Origin of the sequence: Streptomyces sp. NPDC001904, assembly GCF_040297005.1 — a bacterium.
GTDB lineage: Bacteria > Actinomycetota > Actinomycetes > Streptomycetales > Streptomycetaceae > Streptomyces.
In genome coordinates this window covers 73,181-88,065 of record NZ_JBEOYI010000019.1, presented here as the reverse complement: position 1 = coordinate 88,065, position 14,885 = coordinate 73,181, and the positions used below count along the sequence as shown (strand labels likewise).

16 protein-coding genes and 1 pseudogene are annotated in these 14,885 nt (G+C 70.3%); 9 read left to right on the top strand and 8 right to left on the bottom strand.

Annotated features, from left to right (window positions below):
- The first annotated feature begins 140 nt into the window (after positions 1-140).
- Positions 141-1,490 (top strand): D-inositol-3-phosphate glycosyltransferase, encoded by a 1,350-nt coding sequence (gene mshA, locus ABT127_RS26950; RefSeq protein ID WP_351455056.1) that lies wholly within the window; start codon positions 141-143, stop codon positions 1,488-1,490.
- Positions 1,483-2,007 carry a type III secretion system chaperone family protein gene (locus ABT127_RS26945; RefSeq protein ID WP_351455053.1) on the top strand — a complete coding sequence of 175 codons (525 nt, stop codon included), beginning with the start codon at positions 1,483-1,485 and terminating at the stop codon, positions 2,005-2,007. Before mshA ends, ABT127_RS26945 begins: the two co-directional genes overlap by 8 nt.
- On the opposite strand, the gene ABT127_RS26940 is transcribed toward ABT127_RS26945, so the two are convergent.
- The 3 genes from ABT127_RS26940 to ABT127_RS26930 form a co-directional block, all read right to left on the bottom strand.
- Positions 2,000-2,191: a hypothetical protein gene (locus tag ABT127_RS26940; RefSeq protein WP_351455269.1), complete on the bottom strand. Its 192-nt coding sequence runs from the start codon at positions 2,189-2,191 to the stop codon at positions 2,000-2,002. The genes ABT127_RS26945 and ABT127_RS26940 overlap by 8 nt on opposite strands.
- A 68-nt stretch (positions 2,192-2,259) precedes the next feature.
- The gene (locus ABT127_RS26935) at positions 2,260-2,538 is read right to left on the bottom strand and encodes a hypothetical protein (RefSeq protein ID WP_351455050.1); all 279 of its coding nucleotides are present in this window, start codon (positions 2,536-2,538) and stop codon (positions 2,260-2,262) included.
- Positions 2,539-2,568: 30 nt separating this feature from the next.
- Positions 2,569-3,834, bottom strand: coding sequence for an MDR family MFS transporter (locus ABT127_RS26930; protein WP_351455047.1), 1,266 nt, complete (start codon positions 3,832-3,834; stop codon positions 2,569-2,571).
- Positions 3,835-3,969: 135 nt separating this feature from the next.
- Here ABT127_RS26930 and ABT127_RS26925 point away from each other — a divergent pair, with 135 nt between their 5' ends.
- Positions 3,970-4,731 carry a phosphoglyceromutase gene (locus ABT127_RS26925; protein WP_351455044.1) on the top strand — a complete coding sequence of 254 codons (762 nt, stop codon included), beginning with the start codon at positions 3,970-3,972 and terminating at the stop codon, positions 4,729-4,731.
- 78 nt (positions 4,732-4,809) lie between these two features.
- On the opposite strand, the pseudogene ABT127_RS26920 reads toward ABT127_RS26925, so the two are convergent.
- A pseudogene (locus ABT127_RS26920) lies at positions 4,810-5,889 on the bottom strand (tyrosine-type recombinase/integrase); the annotation flags it as partial.
- A gap of 518 nt (positions 5,890-6,407) precedes the next feature.
- Here ABT127_RS26920 and ABT127_RS26915 point away from each other — a divergent pair.
- The gene (locus ABT127_RS26915) at positions 6,408-7,154 is read left to right on the top strand and encodes an SDR family NAD(P)-dependent oxidoreductase (RefSeq protein WP_351455042.1); all 747 of its coding nucleotides are present in this window, start codon (positions 6,408-6,410) and stop codon (positions 7,152-7,154) included.
- Between the two features lie 96 nt (positions 7,155-7,250).
- Here ABT127_RS26915 and ABT127_RS26910 read toward each other — a convergent pair whose 3' ends face one another.
- A complete protein-coding gene (locus tag ABT127_RS26910) occupies positions 7,251-7,865 on the bottom strand; it encodes a hypothetical protein (RefSeq protein ID WP_351455039.1) in 615 nt (204 codons plus the stop codon).
- Between the two features lie 342 nt (positions 7,866-8,207).
- Between ABT127_RS26910 and ABT127_RS26905 the strand changes: the two genes are divergently transcribed.
- Together ABT127_RS26905 and ABT127_RS26900 are read left to right on the top strand one after the other, a co-directional pair.
- Positions 8,208-8,441, top strand: coding sequence for a YozE family protein (locus tag ABT127_RS26905; RefSeq protein ID WP_351455036.1), 234 nt, complete (start codon positions 8,208-8,210; stop codon positions 8,439-8,441).
- A gap of 409 nt (positions 8,442-8,850) precedes the next feature.
- The gene (locus tag ABT127_RS26900) at positions 8,851-11,451 is read left to right on the top strand and encodes a serine/threonine-protein kinase (protein ID WP_351455033.1); all 2,601 of its coding nucleotides are present in this window, start codon (positions 8,851-8,853) and stop codon (positions 11,449-11,451) included.
- A 47-nt stretch (positions 11,452-11,498) separates the two neighbouring features.
- Here ABT127_RS26900 and ABT127_RS26895 read toward each other — a convergent pair whose 3' ends face one another.
- Positions 11,499-12,269, bottom strand: a complete 771-nt coding sequence (locus ABT127_RS26895; RefSeq protein ID WP_351455030.1) for an SDR family NAD(P)-dependent oxidoreductase — start codon at positions 12,267-12,269, stop codon at positions 11,499-11,501.
- A gap of 110 nt (positions 12,270-12,379) precedes the next feature.
- Between ABT127_RS26895 and ABT127_RS26890 the strand changes: the two genes are divergently transcribed.
- On the top strand, positions 12,380-12,976 hold the full coding sequence (locus ABT127_RS26890) for a TetR/AcrR family transcriptional regulator (RefSeq protein ID WP_351455028.1): 597 nt from the start codon (positions 12,380-12,382) through the stop codon (positions 12,974-12,976).
- Position 12,977: 1 nt separating this feature from the next.
- Here ABT127_RS26890 and ABT127_RS26885 read toward each other — a convergent pair whose 3' ends face one another.
- Positions 12,978-13,397, bottom strand: coding sequence for a YunG family protein (locus ABT127_RS26885; RefSeq protein WP_351455025.1), 420 nt, complete (start codon positions 13,395-13,397; stop codon positions 12,978-12,980).
- An 87-nt stretch (positions 13,398-13,484) separates the two neighbouring features.
- On the opposite strand from ABT127_RS26885, the gene ABT127_RS26880 reads away from it, so the two are divergent.
- Positions 13,485-14,006: a hypothetical protein gene (locus ABT127_RS26880; protein ID WP_351455023.1), complete on the top strand. Its 522-nt coding sequence runs from the start codon at positions 13,485-13,487 to the stop codon at positions 14,004-14,006.
- Between the two features lie 20 nt (positions 14,007-14,026).
- Here ABT127_RS26880 and ABT127_RS26875 read toward each other — a convergent pair whose 3' ends face one another.
- Positions 14,027-14,554 carry a chloramphenicol phosphotransferase CPT family protein gene (locus ABT127_RS26875; protein ID WP_351455021.1) on the bottom strand — a complete coding sequence of 176 codons (528 nt, stop codon included), beginning with the start codon at positions 14,552-14,554 and terminating at the stop codon, positions 14,027-14,029.
- Positions 14,555-14,669: 115 nt separating this feature from the next.
- Between ABT127_RS26875 and ABT127_RS26870 the strand changes: the two genes are divergently transcribed.
- Positions 14,670-14,834 carry a hypothetical protein gene (locus tag ABT127_RS26870; RefSeq protein WP_351455019.1) on the top strand — a complete coding sequence of 55 codons (165 nt, stop codon included), beginning with the start codon at positions 14,670-14,672 and terminating at the stop codon, positions 14,832-14,834.
- Positions 14,835-14,885 lie beyond the last annotated feature (51 nt).

Here is a 14,885-nt window from a genome sequence, read left to right as displayed (position 1 = left end):
TGCCGCTCTTGGACGAGGGCGTGTGCCCTCCTTCAGCCGTGCCCGCAGCCGGGGCCCGGTCGCAGCCGCAGCGAAGCGGCAGCAGAGCCGCAGTAGAGCCGTAGAAGAGCCCTTCAGGGCCGCCAGCAGGAGGACCGCACGTGAGTCAGTACGTGTCCAGGTTCCGCCGCACCGGAGCGGGTGCGGGACCCGCCCGTCTGCGCTTCCCGGGCGCGCAGCGCCGTCCCCGCCGCGTCGCCATGCTCAGCGTCCACACCTCGCCCCTGCACCAGCCGGGCACGGGCGACGCGGGCGGCATGAACGTCTACATCGTGGAGCTGGCCAAGCGCCTGGCCGCGATCAACGTGGAGGTCGAGATCTTCACCCGGGCCACCACCGGTGGTCTGCCTCCCGAGGTCGAGCTGGCGCCGGGCGTGCTGGTCCGCCACGTCGACGCGGGCCCCTACGAGGGCCTGGCCAAGGAGGACCTCCCCGCCCAGCTGTGCGCCTTCACGCACGGGGTCATGCAGGCCTGGGCGGGCCACCGGCCCGGCTACTACGACCTGGTCCACTCGCACTACTGGCTCTCCGGGCACGTCGGCTGGCTGGCCGCCGAGCGCTGGGGCGCCCCGCTGGTGCACGCCATGCACACCATGGCCAAGGTCAAGAACGCCGCGCTCGCCGAGGGCGACACCCCCGAGCCGGCCGCCCGCGTGATCGGCGAGACCCAGATCGTGCGCGCCGCCGACCGGCTGATCGCCAACACCGCCGGTGAGGCCGACGAGCTGATCCACCACTACGAGGCCGACCCCTCCAAGGTCGCGATCGTGCACCCCGGGGTGAACCTGGAGCGGTTCCGGGTCGCCGACGGCCGGGCCGCCGCCCGCGCCCGCCTCGGCCTGCCCCAGGACGCCCTGATCCCGCTCTTCGCGGGCCGCATCCAGCCGCTGAAGGCGCCCGACATCCTGCTCAAGGCGGTCGCGGTGCTCCTCGACGAGCGCCCCGAGCTGCGCACGCGCATGGTCGTGCCGGTCGTCGGCGGCCCCAGCGGCTCCGGCCTCGCCAAGCCCGCCGCACTCCAGAAGCTCGCCGCCCAGCTGGGCATCTCGGACGTCGTGCGGTTCCACCCGCCGGTCGGCCAGGACCAGCTCGCGGACTGGTTCCGGGCCGCCTCCCTGCTCGTCATGCCCTCCTACAGCGAGTCGTTCGGGCTCGTCGCCATAGAGGCGCAGGCGACCGGGACGCCGGTGCTGGCCGCGTCGGTGGGCGGACTGCCGGTGGCGGTGCGGGACGAGACGACCGGCTTCCTCGTCGACGGCCACGAACCGGCCGCCTACGCGCGCGTGCTGCGCGAGTTCGCCGACCATCCCCACCTCGTGGACAGCATGGGCGGCGCGGCGGCCCGGCACGCGCAGCACTTCGGCTGGGACACGGCCGCCGGCGCGACGGCCGACGTCTACACCGCCGCGATGCAGGAACACCGCCGTCACGTACTCTCGCACCATGGCTGACCAGCACCCGGCACCCGAGGCGTCCCAGGTCGTCGAGGCGTTCCTCAAGGACGCCGAGCTGGAGTGGGAGAGCCCGGAGCCGGGCGCGTACGTCGTCAAGCTGCCCGGCACCCGCAAGCTGTCCACGACGCTCTCGCTGCGGGTCGGCCGGCACAGCCTGTCCCTGAACGCCTTCGTGATCCGCCACCCGGACGAGAACGAGGCGGGGGTGCACCGCTGGCTCCTGGAGCGCAATCTGCGCCTGTACGGAGTCGGCTACGCCGTCGACCGGCTCGGCGACATCTACCTCACCGGCAAGCTGCCGCTCGCCGCCGTCACCCCCGACGAGCTGGACCGGCTCCTCGGTTCGGTCCTGGAGGCGTCCGACGGCGCGTTCAACACGCTCCTGGAGCTGGGTTTCGCGAGCGCGATCCGCCGGGAGTACGAGTGGCGGGTCTCCCGCGGCGAATCGACCCGCAACCTGGACGCGTTCACGCACCTGATCGAGCGCGCCGACCCGGAGCAGCCGGCTAGTTGAGCGCGACCATGCGGACGACGGTGACCGTGAGGACGGACCCGGAGACGTAGTAGAGGACTATCGCCCCGCCGACCGTCGCCTCGCGGCGGTCGCGCTCGCCCGCCACCGAGCAGGAGCCGTGCCCGTACGGGTCGTGGGCGAGGGTGCGGGTCATCTCGGCGCGGAAGGCGTCGGGGTCCGCCATCTTGACGAGGGTGTCGTCGGCGGGCGGTGCGTACGCGATGCGGCAGGGGCTGCGCCTGCGGCGGCGGCTCAAGCCGGGCCCCGCCTCTCCGCCTCGTCGCGGGCGAGCCGGGCCAGGATCGCGTCGGCCTCCGGGTCGGGCACCGCCTCCAGCATCCAGTGCCGCATGACGGCGTGGATCTCGTGGATCCCCGCGGCGTTGATGTCCTTGTCGAACTCCGTGCGGCGCTCGGGTGTGAGCGCCGCACGGATCGCCGGGATGCTGTTCGGGACGTCGACCTCGATCCCGCCCACGAGTGTTCTGGGCGGGTCGTCCGTTCCCGGGGAAATCCTGGGTGCTTCGGGCATGTTCGGGTACGTACCCGAACAAGTGCCGCTTCACGCAGGGGCGTTCTCGGGGGCGGCGGCCGACTCCGCCGCCGGGGAGATCTGCTGGACGGAACCCTCCGCGTGCAGCCCGCGCATCAGCGCCCAGTACCCGCCCGCGGTGAGGGTGCCGAGCGCGGCGCAGCCCGCCCACAGCCAGCCCGCACCGGCGGAGTCGAGCACCCAGCCGCCGGCCAGCGGCGCGACGAGCGCGGCGGCGGACCAGGACATCGTGTAGACGCCCTGGTAGCGGCCGCGTCCCTCGGCGGGCGCGAGCCGGGCCACGAGCCCCGACTGGGTGGGGGCGTTCACCATCTCGCCCAGCGTCCACACCACGACGGTGAGCGCGTACGCGGCCAGCGACCCGGCGAAGGCGGTGAGCGCGAAGCCGTAGCCGATGAGGAGCGAGGAGACCGCCAGCAGCCGGCCCGGGTCGCGGTGCTGGATGAACCGGGTCAGCGGGATCTGCAGGGCGACGATGACGAGGCCGTTCACGGCGGCGACGAGCCCGACGTCGGAGCTGCTGAACCCGTTCTCGCCCATCACGATCGGCAGTCCGACCGAGCTCTGCGTGAAGACGACCGCGACCAGGAACGACAGCCCCACCATGACCATGAAACGTCCGTCGCGCAGCACCGTGCCCATGGTGACCGCGGGCGCCGCGGAGATCCGCGGGCCCGGCTCGGGGCGCGACTCCTTCACCTTCACGAAGACGACGCAGGCGCAGGCCAGCGTCATGGCGGCCTCGACGAGGAAGCCGAGGGTGTAGCTCTGGGCGACGAGGAAGCCCGCGTACACGGACGAGATCGCGAAGCCCAGGTTGATCGCCCAGTAGTTGAGGGAGAAGGCCCGCACCCGGTCCTCCGGGCGGACGATGTCGGCCATCATCGCCTGGATCGCGGGCCGCGAGGCGTTCGAGGCGAGGCCGAGCGCGAAGCCGGTGACGGCGATGGAGACCGGGTCGCGCACGAAGGCCAGGACGGCGACGGTCGCGGCGGTCGCGAGCTGGGCGGTGAGCAGGGTGGGGCGCCGCCCGAGCCGGTCGGCGAGCACGCCGCCCAGCACGGAGGCGATGACCCCGCCGGCCCCGATGAGCGAGGCGACCAGACCGGCGTACGCGGCCGAGAACCCGCGCGCGGCGGTCAGGTACAGGGCGAGGAAGGTGAGGACGAAGCCGCCGAGCCGGTTCACGAGGGTGCTGGTCCACAGCCACCAGAACTCGCGGGGGAGCCCGGCGACCGCCTCCCTGGAGGCACGTCTGAGCGCGGCGACTGACATGGGTGCATCCCCCGGGGCAGAAGTAAGTGGTGATGAAGGTTTACACAACTTACGACCCGGGTAGCTTCCATGGCCACTCAATTGACGGGGACCGTCAATCGGCGCGCGTCACGGGTGTCGATTAGGCTCGGCCCCATGGCCGACGCACCGTACAAGCTGATCCTCCTCCGCCACGGCGAGAGCGAGTGGAACGCGAAGAACCTGTTCACCGGATGGGTGGACGTCAACCTGAACGAGAAGGGCGAGAAGGAGGCGGTCCGCGGCGGTGAGCTGCTCAAGGACGTCGGCCTGCTCCCCGACGTGGTCCACACCTCGCTCCAGAAGCGCGCGATCCGCACGGCCCAGCTGGCGCTGGAGTCCGCGGACCGCCACTGGATCCCCGTCCACCGTTCGTGGCGCCTGAACGAGCGCCACTACGGCGCCCTCCAGGGCAAGGACAAGGCGCAGACCCTCGCCGAGTTCGGCGAGGAGCAGTTCATGCTGTGGCGCCGCTCGTACGACACCCCGCCGCCGCCGCTCGACCGCGACGCCGAGTACTCCCAGTTCTCCGACCCGCGCTACGCGACGCTCCCGCCCGAGCTGCGCCCGCAGACGGAGTGCCTGAAGGACGTCGTCGTCCGCATGCTCCCGTACTGGTTCGACGGCATCGTCCCCGACCTCCTGACCGGCAAGACGGTCCTGGTCGCGGCCCACGGCAACTCGCTGCGCGCCCTGGTGAAGCACCTGGACGGCATCTCGGACGCCGACATCGCGGGCCTGAACATCCCGACGGGCATCCCGCTGGCCTACGAGCTCGACGCCGACTTCAAGCCGGTGAAGCCGGGCGGCACGTACCTGGACCCGGACGCGGCCGCGGCGGCGATCGAGGCTGTGAAGAACCAGGGCAAGAAGAAGTAGCTTTTGTGATCATGCCCCTGAGCTGCGCAGATGGTGCGACTCAGGGGCATTTTCGCGGCCTGGGCCCTCTCTGGGCCCTCAGGCCCCGGAGCTTTGCGGCCGGAGAGCCTGCCCGAGAGCCTTCCGGGCCCGCTCGCGACTGCTCGGCATGAGGTGGGCGTACACCTTCAGAGTCAGTCCCGGATCGGAGTGCCCGAGGTACTCCGCGAGAGCCTTGATGCTCTCGCCGGCGTCCAGGAGCACCGACGCGTAGAAGTGCCGCAGGGCGTGCATGCCGTGCTCGCGGGCGGCGGCGTGCTCGCGGCTCTTGGCCTTCGGGATAACGCCTGCCCTCGCGAGGGAGGGCTTCCAGTGGTCTTCGTTCAGCGACGTGCGCCAGACGTGCCCGCCGTTCGGCCCCGTGAAGAGCAGGCGCCGGGTTACCGGCTGGCCGTTCCCTCGCATCCACGGGAGCGTGATCTCCACGGGCGGGAACTTCTCCATGTGCTCCTGTAGCGCCTCCGCGACGGGATCGGGGAGCGGTACGTCACGGAGCTTGCCGCCCTTCGGGGGAGCGAACACAGCCTTGCTCAGGCTCAGCTTGAGTTGCTGCACCACGTGCAGGGTGCCGCTGTCGAAGTCGACGTCCTCGACGCACAGGCCGAGGATCTCGCCTTGCCGCAGACCGCATCCCGCGCCCACGTCGACCATGGGCCGGAAGCGCTCGACCATGGCGGCGCGTACGTCGAAGACGCGCTGCGGCTCCCAGGGGACTACGCGTCGGGTACCCATGGCCGGCGGGACCACCGTGCGGGAGTGGCAGGGGTTCCGGCGCAGGCACCCATCCTCCACGGCGGCGGAGAGCACGGCGCGGACGTTGGAGAAGATGACGCGGGCGTACGAGCCGGACATGCCGCTCTCTTCGAGTTGCGTCACGAACTCGCGAATGTGGCTCGGCTGCAACGATCCGAGCTGACGCGAGCCGATACGCGGGAAGGCGTGCAGAGTGAGCTGAGAATCCATTGACGCGCGGGTGTTGGGGTCGCCGCTCTGGCTCGCGAGCCACTTTTCCGCGAACTCCTGGAACGTCGTACGCGACGCCTTCGGGTCGATGAAGTCGCCGCGGGCGACGTCGGCCGTGATGGCGCTCAACCACTGCTCGGCGTGCCGCTTCTGTCCGCCTCTTTGAAGGCCGTGCGAGTCTCAACCGGCCTTCCAAGAGGAGCACGACGGGGGTTGCGAGCGCAGCGAGCCTCCAAAGGTTGTGCGGCCGCAGGCCGCTCCGTCCCGATCTCTCCTCCACTTGAGAGAGGGGCGCTTGTCGCTTGTCGCGTGGCACCCTCGACCACTCCAGGAGTGTCGCCTCCCAGGTCTCGAATGACTCGTGACCTGGGAGGCGACAAGCGACAAGACAAGCAAGACGACAAGACAAGCGACAAGTGACACGACAAGCGCGACGGCTCTAAGGGCCACTGCCTACTGCCTAGGGCCTGTCTCCCAGATCTCTCCTGCCCCGGGACGCCTGACACGTACTCTCGCCGCACCGGACGTAAGGCCAAGTACGTCCAGTACGAGGCATTGCACCCGGCACTCCCCCAGCCTTCGGGCGGGACCCCTGAAAGCACGCACCAGACGCTGAAGGGCCCGTCCTCCGGGCTGACGGAGGGATCTGAGAGACAGGTTCTAGGCTCCTGCACATGACACGCAACGTGATAGTCACCGGTGGCGGTACGGGAATCGGGCTCGCGGCGGCTCGCGCCTTCGCCGCGGAAGGAGACCGGGTGCTTCTGCTCGGGCGGCGGGCCGAGGTCCTGGAGAAGGCCGCGGTGCCCGGGGCCCTGACGTACGCCGCCGACTTGAGCACCGTTCAAGGGGCGCGTAGCGCCGCCGAGTTCGCGGTCGACGCGTTCGGCGGGGCCGTCGACGTGCTGGTGCACAGCGCCGGGGGCATCGGCGCGCGGATGGTCGAGGCCCAGGGCGGGGACGATCCACTGGATGCGGTCGCCCATGACTGGAACGCCAACTTCCGTATGAATACGCTCACTGCGGTGCTGCTGACCGAAGCGCTGCGCGAGCACATTGCCGCGCCCGGCGGCCGGATCGTTTTCCTGTCCTCCATCGCCGCCCTGCGCGGTTCGGGCACCGGCGCCTACGGCGGCGCCAAGGCGGCTCTGCACCCGTACACGTACGACCTCGCCAAGGCACTCGGGCCGCGCGGCATCACCGTGAACGCCGTCGCGCCCGGCTACATCGAGGACACCGAGTTCTTCGGTCCGTCCATGCCCGAGAAGGAGTACCGGCGCCGGGTCGGCGCGACGGTGACCGGGCGGGCCGGTACGCCTGGCGACATCGCCGCCACCGTGCTGTGGCTGGCGTCACCGGGCAGCGGCCATGTCACCGGGCAGATCGTGCAGGTCAATGGCGGGGAGCTGATGGGGCGCTAGGGATCTGGGAGACAGGCCCTAGTGGCAAGGCGGGGTGCTCGCGTTGGTCGTATCGGCCGGTGGAGCGCTCGCCTACTGGCTAGTGACAAGTTGCCACTAGCCAGTAGCCGCCTGCCGGCTTCTCTGCGCTAGGGAGCTCTGCCCTTCGCCTCCGGCATACAGCGCTCGCACGCGTGCGGAGATCGATTCATAGGCTGCGCTTGACGCATCGGCCATTTCGAGAAGGAGCGTGTACGGGCCTGCGATGTCCGCGCCCCCGAGGAACACGTCGGCAAATGAGGCGGATCGGGGCGCCTCCAACATCACCGCTAGCCGGTCCCAGCTGACTCTGCGAGCTTCACTGACGCAGGAGCGCACATCATCGTCCAGGATGAACCCCACCTGCGCGGACAACTCGGCGTCGGCTTCACGCGCGGCCAGGTATGCGGCGTCTTCCTGGCCCCGGACCGCCTCTTCACCGCCGGTTGGACCAGGATATGAACATCGAGCGGCCGCGTAGTCATCAACGCTTCTACCCAGTGCCCGCAACAGTTGGTTGACCTCGACCAGGTGTCGGAGCTCGAACTCTTCGCGTCGTTGGAGTAGTACCTTCTTCGCCTCGACGGCCTTGTCTTTCTGCTGGCGGCGGTACGTGAGCCATCCGGTCAGTTGTGTCGCCAAGCCGCCTAGGAAGAACGCTGTGATACCCCACCAGAACTGCCATCCCTGCATGGGCCGGAGTGTAGGTGCTCAAGTCCTGCGACACGTTAGGAGTGAGCGGCGGCCGTAACCTCCCGCGCATCAATGAGGGGACTACGGCTGTGCCCCGGTCTACAGCACGTTGACCAGGATCACCACGACCACGGCGACTACGAGCGCAAAGATCCACTGTGCGTTACTCGCCTTGCGTCGCGGCCGGGCAACCCAGCGCCCGTGATAGCCCCGCGGCTGCACCCCTCTGCGCTTTGCCATCAGCCCGCCCTCCCCGATACGGATTAAGCCAGTCTGACACCAACTGCCCACTGAGGAACCAGTGTTGGATTAGCTCGGATGTGGTGGCGGAAGGATGCGGGCATGCCCAAGCCGAAGAGCTTCACTGCGTGGTTGAAGACCCACAGCAACGAGAGGGGCGCCATCGGAGACCTTGCCCGGGATGCGTCCGCTGCTTCCGACTGGCCCTCGCGGAAGGGCCGCCAGGGACAGCGTGAGTACCTTGAGGCGCGCGGCGCCGTCACGGCCGCCGTCGACACGCTCGATCGGGCATGGGATCAGTACGAGGCGTACCGTGCGACCCAAGGCGACACCTGAGCCGCGTGCCCCAGATCGGGAACCTCTGTGGAACCTCCGGGGACTACCGGCAACCACCAACAACGACGGTCAAGGATCGCTCACCCGCAGGTCAGTTGAGGTCTGCACCCCGCTGATCAGGCCCGAAAAACGGGCGGTCGAAACCCAGGGCAAGAAGAAGTAGGCCCGACGCTCTGAGCCCCCTGCCCGCGGTTCGTCCGCCGGCCGGGGGCTTATTGCTGTCCCGGGGAATCCGTCGCTCGCGGGGCTGTTCACCGGGGCGCGCCCGGCGCCGCGGTCATAGCATGGGGGCATTGCGGGGAGGGGGCACCGCCGGTGTCACGGTGCGGTGCGGGGAGTTGCTTCTGGGATGGCGTCACGCCGACGGCATCGCAGGAAATGCGTCGGGCCAGGGGGAATTGTGCTTCACGTGCCGCTGCACCGGGAGTTCCACTACATACACGAGCCGCTGCCCGTCGGTGACGCGTCCATCCCCGTGCTCGGTCACGAAGACCTCATGGAGTTGTTGTGCGAGCGGCTCATGCACTCGCACGGAGGGACGTTCCTCGTCACCGGATTCCGTGGGGTGGGCAAGACGACTCTGGTGCTGCGCGCTCTGGAAAAGGCGGCGGCGGACTTCGACAGGGGCGGCCCCGCACGGAGTGGAGCCGACCGCCGCGTCTTGCTGAGGGTGCATGTGAGCGTCGCGCGCAAGATGGAGCCGGACCAGCTCCTCTTCGCTGTCGTCCGGCGCATCTTCGAGGCCCTCGACGACCAGGGCCTGTTCCAGCACCTTTCCCCAGAAGTGCGCGACTCCCTGCTGCTCGCCTACACCCGTACCTCCTTGTCGTTCACCCAGACCCAGTCCGAGACCAGTGAGCGCAATGCGACGGCCGGTATGAAGCTGCAGAGCGGCCTGCTCGGCATGGCGCCGCCGACCTTGAGCGTGGGCGGCAAGAAGAGCAGGTCGCGGACGACCGAAGCGGCCTTTCTCGCCTACTCGGAGACCGATGTCGAGCACGATCTGGTGCGCATCGTCCAGCTGCTCAGCGGTCGGCCCGAGCACCCTTCCCGCCGAAACCGCACATGGAGAAGGAGAGCGCCGCGGCTGAGCGTGCATCCGGTCATCGTGCTCGACGAACTCGACAAGCTCACGGACAACGAGCCGGGTGCCATCGCCGATCTCGAAAAGCTGCTCGGCTCCCTGAAGAACGTGTTCTCGACCCGTGGTGCCCATTTCATCCTGATCGCGGGACCCGATCTCCACGACCGAGCCGTGTCGGACGCGGATCGAGGGACCGGCCTGTACGAGAGCGTCTTCGCATGGCGTATGTACGTGCCGTGTCTGTGGACCGCGCCGGAGCGGCTCGTGCACGAGTCGGTCGCCCGGGCACGGATGGAGCTGGGATTACCTCCGCTGCGCCTGCCCGCCACCGGGGTCGGCACGCGAAACACGGTCGACTTCGGCAGGCCGGAAGGTGAATCTCTCCAACTGTCGCCATTGGTCGCCCATTTGCGGTTCAAGTCACGGGGTGTTCCCCGCAGACTGCTCCAGGAGTTCAACTCCATGGTCATGTGGGACGCGTCGGAGCGCGCGTCCGTGCATGTCGGAGGCGAAGAGTGGCAACGAGTCCTTTTCTACGCCCAGTTGGACGAGATCCTGTCGCGCGACGGCGTGCTGGACGAATTCTCCTCGGCGGTCTTCGTTCCCATCGACAGGGACCGGTTGCGGCTGGGTGCCTATCACTTGGCCGACTGGGTGCTGCGCAGCCGCGGCCGAGCCTTCTCGGCCCAGGAGATCATGGTCGACGGTCAACTGGACCCCATGCTGTTGCTCGACGGGCCCTCTGCCGAGCGGTTCCTGGGGCATCTGGAGCGCAGTGGCGTCATCGAGGTGGTCAGCGATCCGGGCCGCGTCGATGTGACGCAGTTCGGGAACCCGGCGAGCGCCGGCCTGACCTACTACCGGCTGACGGACGCCTATTCCCGCAGAGTCGCCGGGTTCGCCCGGCGCAACGAGGACGAGCGCGCCGAGCATGGCATGCCCACCCCCGGTCCGGGGCGGTGGGACAGCTCCCGGACCGTCATCGTCCGGCCGCGTGACGGCTCGGAGCCGGAACCCGCCGCGACTGCGGTCCCGGCGACCCCGTTCCCCGCGATCACGCGGCTCGGCGACCGGTACGAGGTGCGTGAACTCATCGGAGCCGGTGGCATGGGGGCCGTGTACCGCGGCGTCGACCTGCGCACGGGTGAAGGGGTGGCGATCAAGCTGCTGCACCACGGGCTGGCGGAGGATCCCGCGTTCCGGGCCCGCTTCCGGCGCGAAGGGGAGATCGGTACGCGCATACGGCACCCCAACGTCCTGCGCGTGATCGAAGCCTTCGACCGACTGCCGGTCCCCGCTCTGATCATGGAGCTGACCGAGGGGCCCTCGCTCGATGAACTGCTCGTCCAGCACCGGACGTTGCCACCACCGGACGTGGCCGGCCTCGGACGGACGCTCGGCCAGGCACTGGACTATCTGCATTCCCTGGGCCTGTCCCGCATCGACCTCAAACCGGCCAACATCGTCGTGACTCCGGGGCGGGGTCCCGTCGTCGTCGACCTCGGTCTGATGCGTCCGGTGGAGACGAGTCTCAGTATCACCAACGCGGGAGCCGTCATGGGCACGATCCCCTACATGGCTCCCGAGCAGGTGCAGGGCAACCACGTCGCGGACATCCGGTCGGACATCTACGCGCTCGGCGCGGTGCTCTACCAATGCGTCGTCGGCCGTCGCCTCTACGAGGGGGACACTCCCTTCGACGTCGTCATCGCGATCCTCCGGGACCCCGTCGCCGTGGTGGACCTTCCGGTCTCTCCCGCCCTGAACGCCGTCCTGTGGACCTGTCTCGCGCGCGACCCCTCCCACCGCTTCCAGGAACCGGCCCAGTTCCTCCAGGCTCTGGAAGCCACACCAGAAGCCCGGCAGGAGCCGCGACTGCTGACGCCCCTCACGGTCCGTGGCCCCGCGCAGTGGCCCTCGAACTGAGGAGTCCTGCGCGGTCCCGATACCGGTGCGGCTGGAGGGCTGACGGGCTACGCCGCAATCACCGCCACCCCGGTCCGGCCCCCATCCACGTCCACCACCGTGCCGTGTACGAAGGACGCCTCGTCGCTCGCCAGCCAGAGGGCCGCGTGGGCGATGGCGTCGGGGGTGCCGACGGTGCCCGCCGGGGTGCCGTGCATCATCGCCTCACCGGGGTGCGGGTCGGTGCCCTCGGGGGACGGCGGGAGGACGACGCCGGGGGAGACCGCGTTGACGCGGACGCCCTGCGGGCCGAACTCGGCGGACCAGGCCCGGGTCAGGGTCTCCATCGCGCCCTTCGTGGAGCTGTAGAGAGCGCCGAGCGGGACGGCGAGGCGCGTGATCCACGAGCCGAGGTTGATGATCGTGCCGCCACCCGCGGCCGCCATGGCGGGGGCCACGGTGGCGGTCAGGAAGAAGGGGGCCTTCACGTTCACCCCGTAGAGCCGGTCGAAGGTCTCCTCGGTGGTGTCGGCCGTGCCGGGTGCCGGGTAGACGCCGGCGTTGTTGACCAGGATGTCGATGCGGCCGCCCAGGGCCGCGGCGGCCCGGGTGGCCAGGTCGCGGGAGGCCTCCGGCGAGCCGTCGAGGTCCGCCGCCACGAAGTCGGCCCGGCCGCCCGCCGCTCGGATGCCGTCGACGACGGCGGCACCCCGGTCCACGCTCCGCCCGGAGACGACGACGTGGGCTCCCTCGGCCGCGAACACCTCGGCGATGGCCCGGCCGATGTTGCTCGTCGAACCCGTGACCAGCGCCGTCCTGCCGTTCAGCCGTCCACTCATGATGCGCTCCCTGGTGATCGTGATCGGTGGTGATGACGGCGACCACGGTGCTCCGCATAAAATGGACCAGCAAGTCCAGAATGGGGAGCGGGCAGGGAGAGAGGTCGGCCGTGGGCGAGACATTGACCGCCAAGGGGCGTGCCACCCGGGCGCGGATCGTCGAGGGCGCGGCGGAGGTGCTGCGAGACCAGGGCGTCTCCGTCACGACGCTCGACGACATCCGCGCCCGTACCGGTACGAGCAAGAGCCAGCTCTTCCACTACTTCCCCGGCGGCAAGGACGAACTGCTGCTCGCCGTGGCCCGGTTCGAGGCGGACCGGGTGATCGAGGACCAGCAGCCGCATCTGGGCCGCCTCGACTCGTGGGAGTCCTGGCAGCGGTGGCGGGACGTGGTGGTGGAGCGCTACGAACTCCAGGGCGACCACTGCCCGCTGGGCGCGCTGTTCCTCCAGGTCGGGCGGTCGAGTCCGGGCGCGCGGGCGATCATCACGGAGCTGATGCGCCAGTGGCAGGCGGAGCTGGCCCGTGGCGTCCGCGCGGTGCAGGCCGGCGGTCTGGTGCGAGCCTCCCTCGACGCCGACCGCACCGCCGGGGCGCTGCTCGCCGGGATCCAGGGAGGCGTCACGATCATGATGTCCACCGGCGACTCCGCCCACCTCAGGGCCGCGCTCGACACCGGTATCGCGTATCTGCGCGGCCAGGACTGACCTACGCCGGCGCTGCCGGAACAGCGCCGAGCCGGTCGAGGACGCGCTCGCGCAGCAGCTCGTACTCCTCCCGGAGTCTGCGCAGCTCCGCGGTGGGCGGGCGGGGGATCACCGTCCCCGGCGTGACGATCTCGTGCGGGGCGAACTGCTCCCGGGTGAGGTCGACTTCGAGCCCGTCACCCAGTCTGTTCCACCAGTGGTAGTCGACCCGCACGCCGTCCACGTGCACCTCGCCGCGCAGCAGGTCACCGCCGAGCAGATCGTTGAGCACCAGCGCGGTCACCCCGCACTGGTCCCGCGCGGGGTTGTCCCCCGTCCAGCGCGCGCGGGACTCGGGCGGACAGGTCTCGGCGTCCCAACTGGCGCGCACAGCACGCTCGATGTCGGTCAGCAGCAGGGGCGTCGTGGCAGCGTTCGTCATGCCCGCCACTGTGGCACCCGGCACTGACAACGGGCCCGGTACGCCCGCCGCGGGCAACCCTTCACGTCTCCACGGAGTCCGACTCGCGTGGACAGTGTGCTGAGGTTCTCGTTCGTCGTGCTGGTCCTTGCCCCGTTCGTGACGCCGTTCCTGGTGGCGGGGGCCGGTGCCGCGCTCGCCCGGCGCGGGTACCACCGGCTGCGCGTCGGCACGCTGCGGTGGCATCCGCCGAGCGGCAGGACCTGTGTGCTGGTGCTGGTCATGGCGGGGTCGGCGGTGCTCGGCGCTTACGCGTGGGGGCTCATGTCCGGCTTCTACATCCTGGATCCGGACCAGATGTGCGCCGCGCACGGAGTGCCGGGCGATCATGTGGTCACGCGGGCGGCGCTGCCCGTCAGTTCCCAGTGCGTCACCTCGGCGGGGGAGGGCACCGAACTCGTCCCCGGGTGGGTGAACCCGACCGTCTTCGTGGGGCTCGCGCTCTTCGGGCTCGCCCTGGGCGCGAGTGCGGATGCCGGGCGACGGGCGCTTCGGGCGAGGCGGCGTCCGACGACGTCCGGCGGGTCCGGGGCCCGTCGTGGCCTGGCGCGCCGTTCCCCGCGCCCCTGAGGGGTGCGCCCCGGGTCCCGTCAGCCGAGAACGTGGCCCGCGATCTCCCGGGCGCAGACCTCCGCGCCCCTCGACCCCGTGTCCACCACCACGTCGTACGCCACCCCCACGTGCACCATCTCGGCCTGCTTCGCCGCCATCCCCGTGATCCGGTCGGCCCGGGCCGACTCCCGCCGGGCCGCCACCTCCGGGGCGCAGCGCACGCCGACCCAGAGGACGTCCAGGGCGTGCGCGGCGAGGGCCGTGCGCCAGCGGGCCTGCGAGGCCGCGCCACCGAGGAACACCTCGTCCACGACGATCCGCGCCCCGGCCGCCGCCATCGCCGCGACACCGGCGATCCACGCGGCCTCCACCGTGCGGAACTCGGGGCCGACGGTGACCGTGCCGTCCGCGGCGAACTCGATGCCCGCGTCCGCCGCGGGCAGCGCGTCCACGAACGTGTCGGTGCCCAGGGTCAGCCAGATGCCGGGCAGCACCTGCTGGAGGGAGCGCGCGATGCTGGTCTTGCCCGAGCTGGAGCCGCCGTTGAGCACGATCACATCGGTCATCGCACCACCGTAGACACTCGCGCGCGTGTGCGCCGTTGATGCGCCCGCCGGGATGGGCATGCAATGAGGGAGGTCTCCGTGCGGAGGTCCGCGCACGTCCATCGAGGAGGGAACCATGGCCGCTGAGTCCCCCAGGCCCGACCAGACCCCCGAAGCGCTCGTCGAAGTGAGCCGTCCCGGTCCGCAGCTGGTGCTCCTCGGGGCGTGCGGCTGCGGGTCCGGCTGCGGCTGCGGCTGCCAGTCCGGCGCCCCGTGCCAGTGCGGCGGCTGCTGCGGCTGACCGCTGACCGCCGACAGGGCGAGGGCCCGCACCCGTCGAATCCGACGGGTG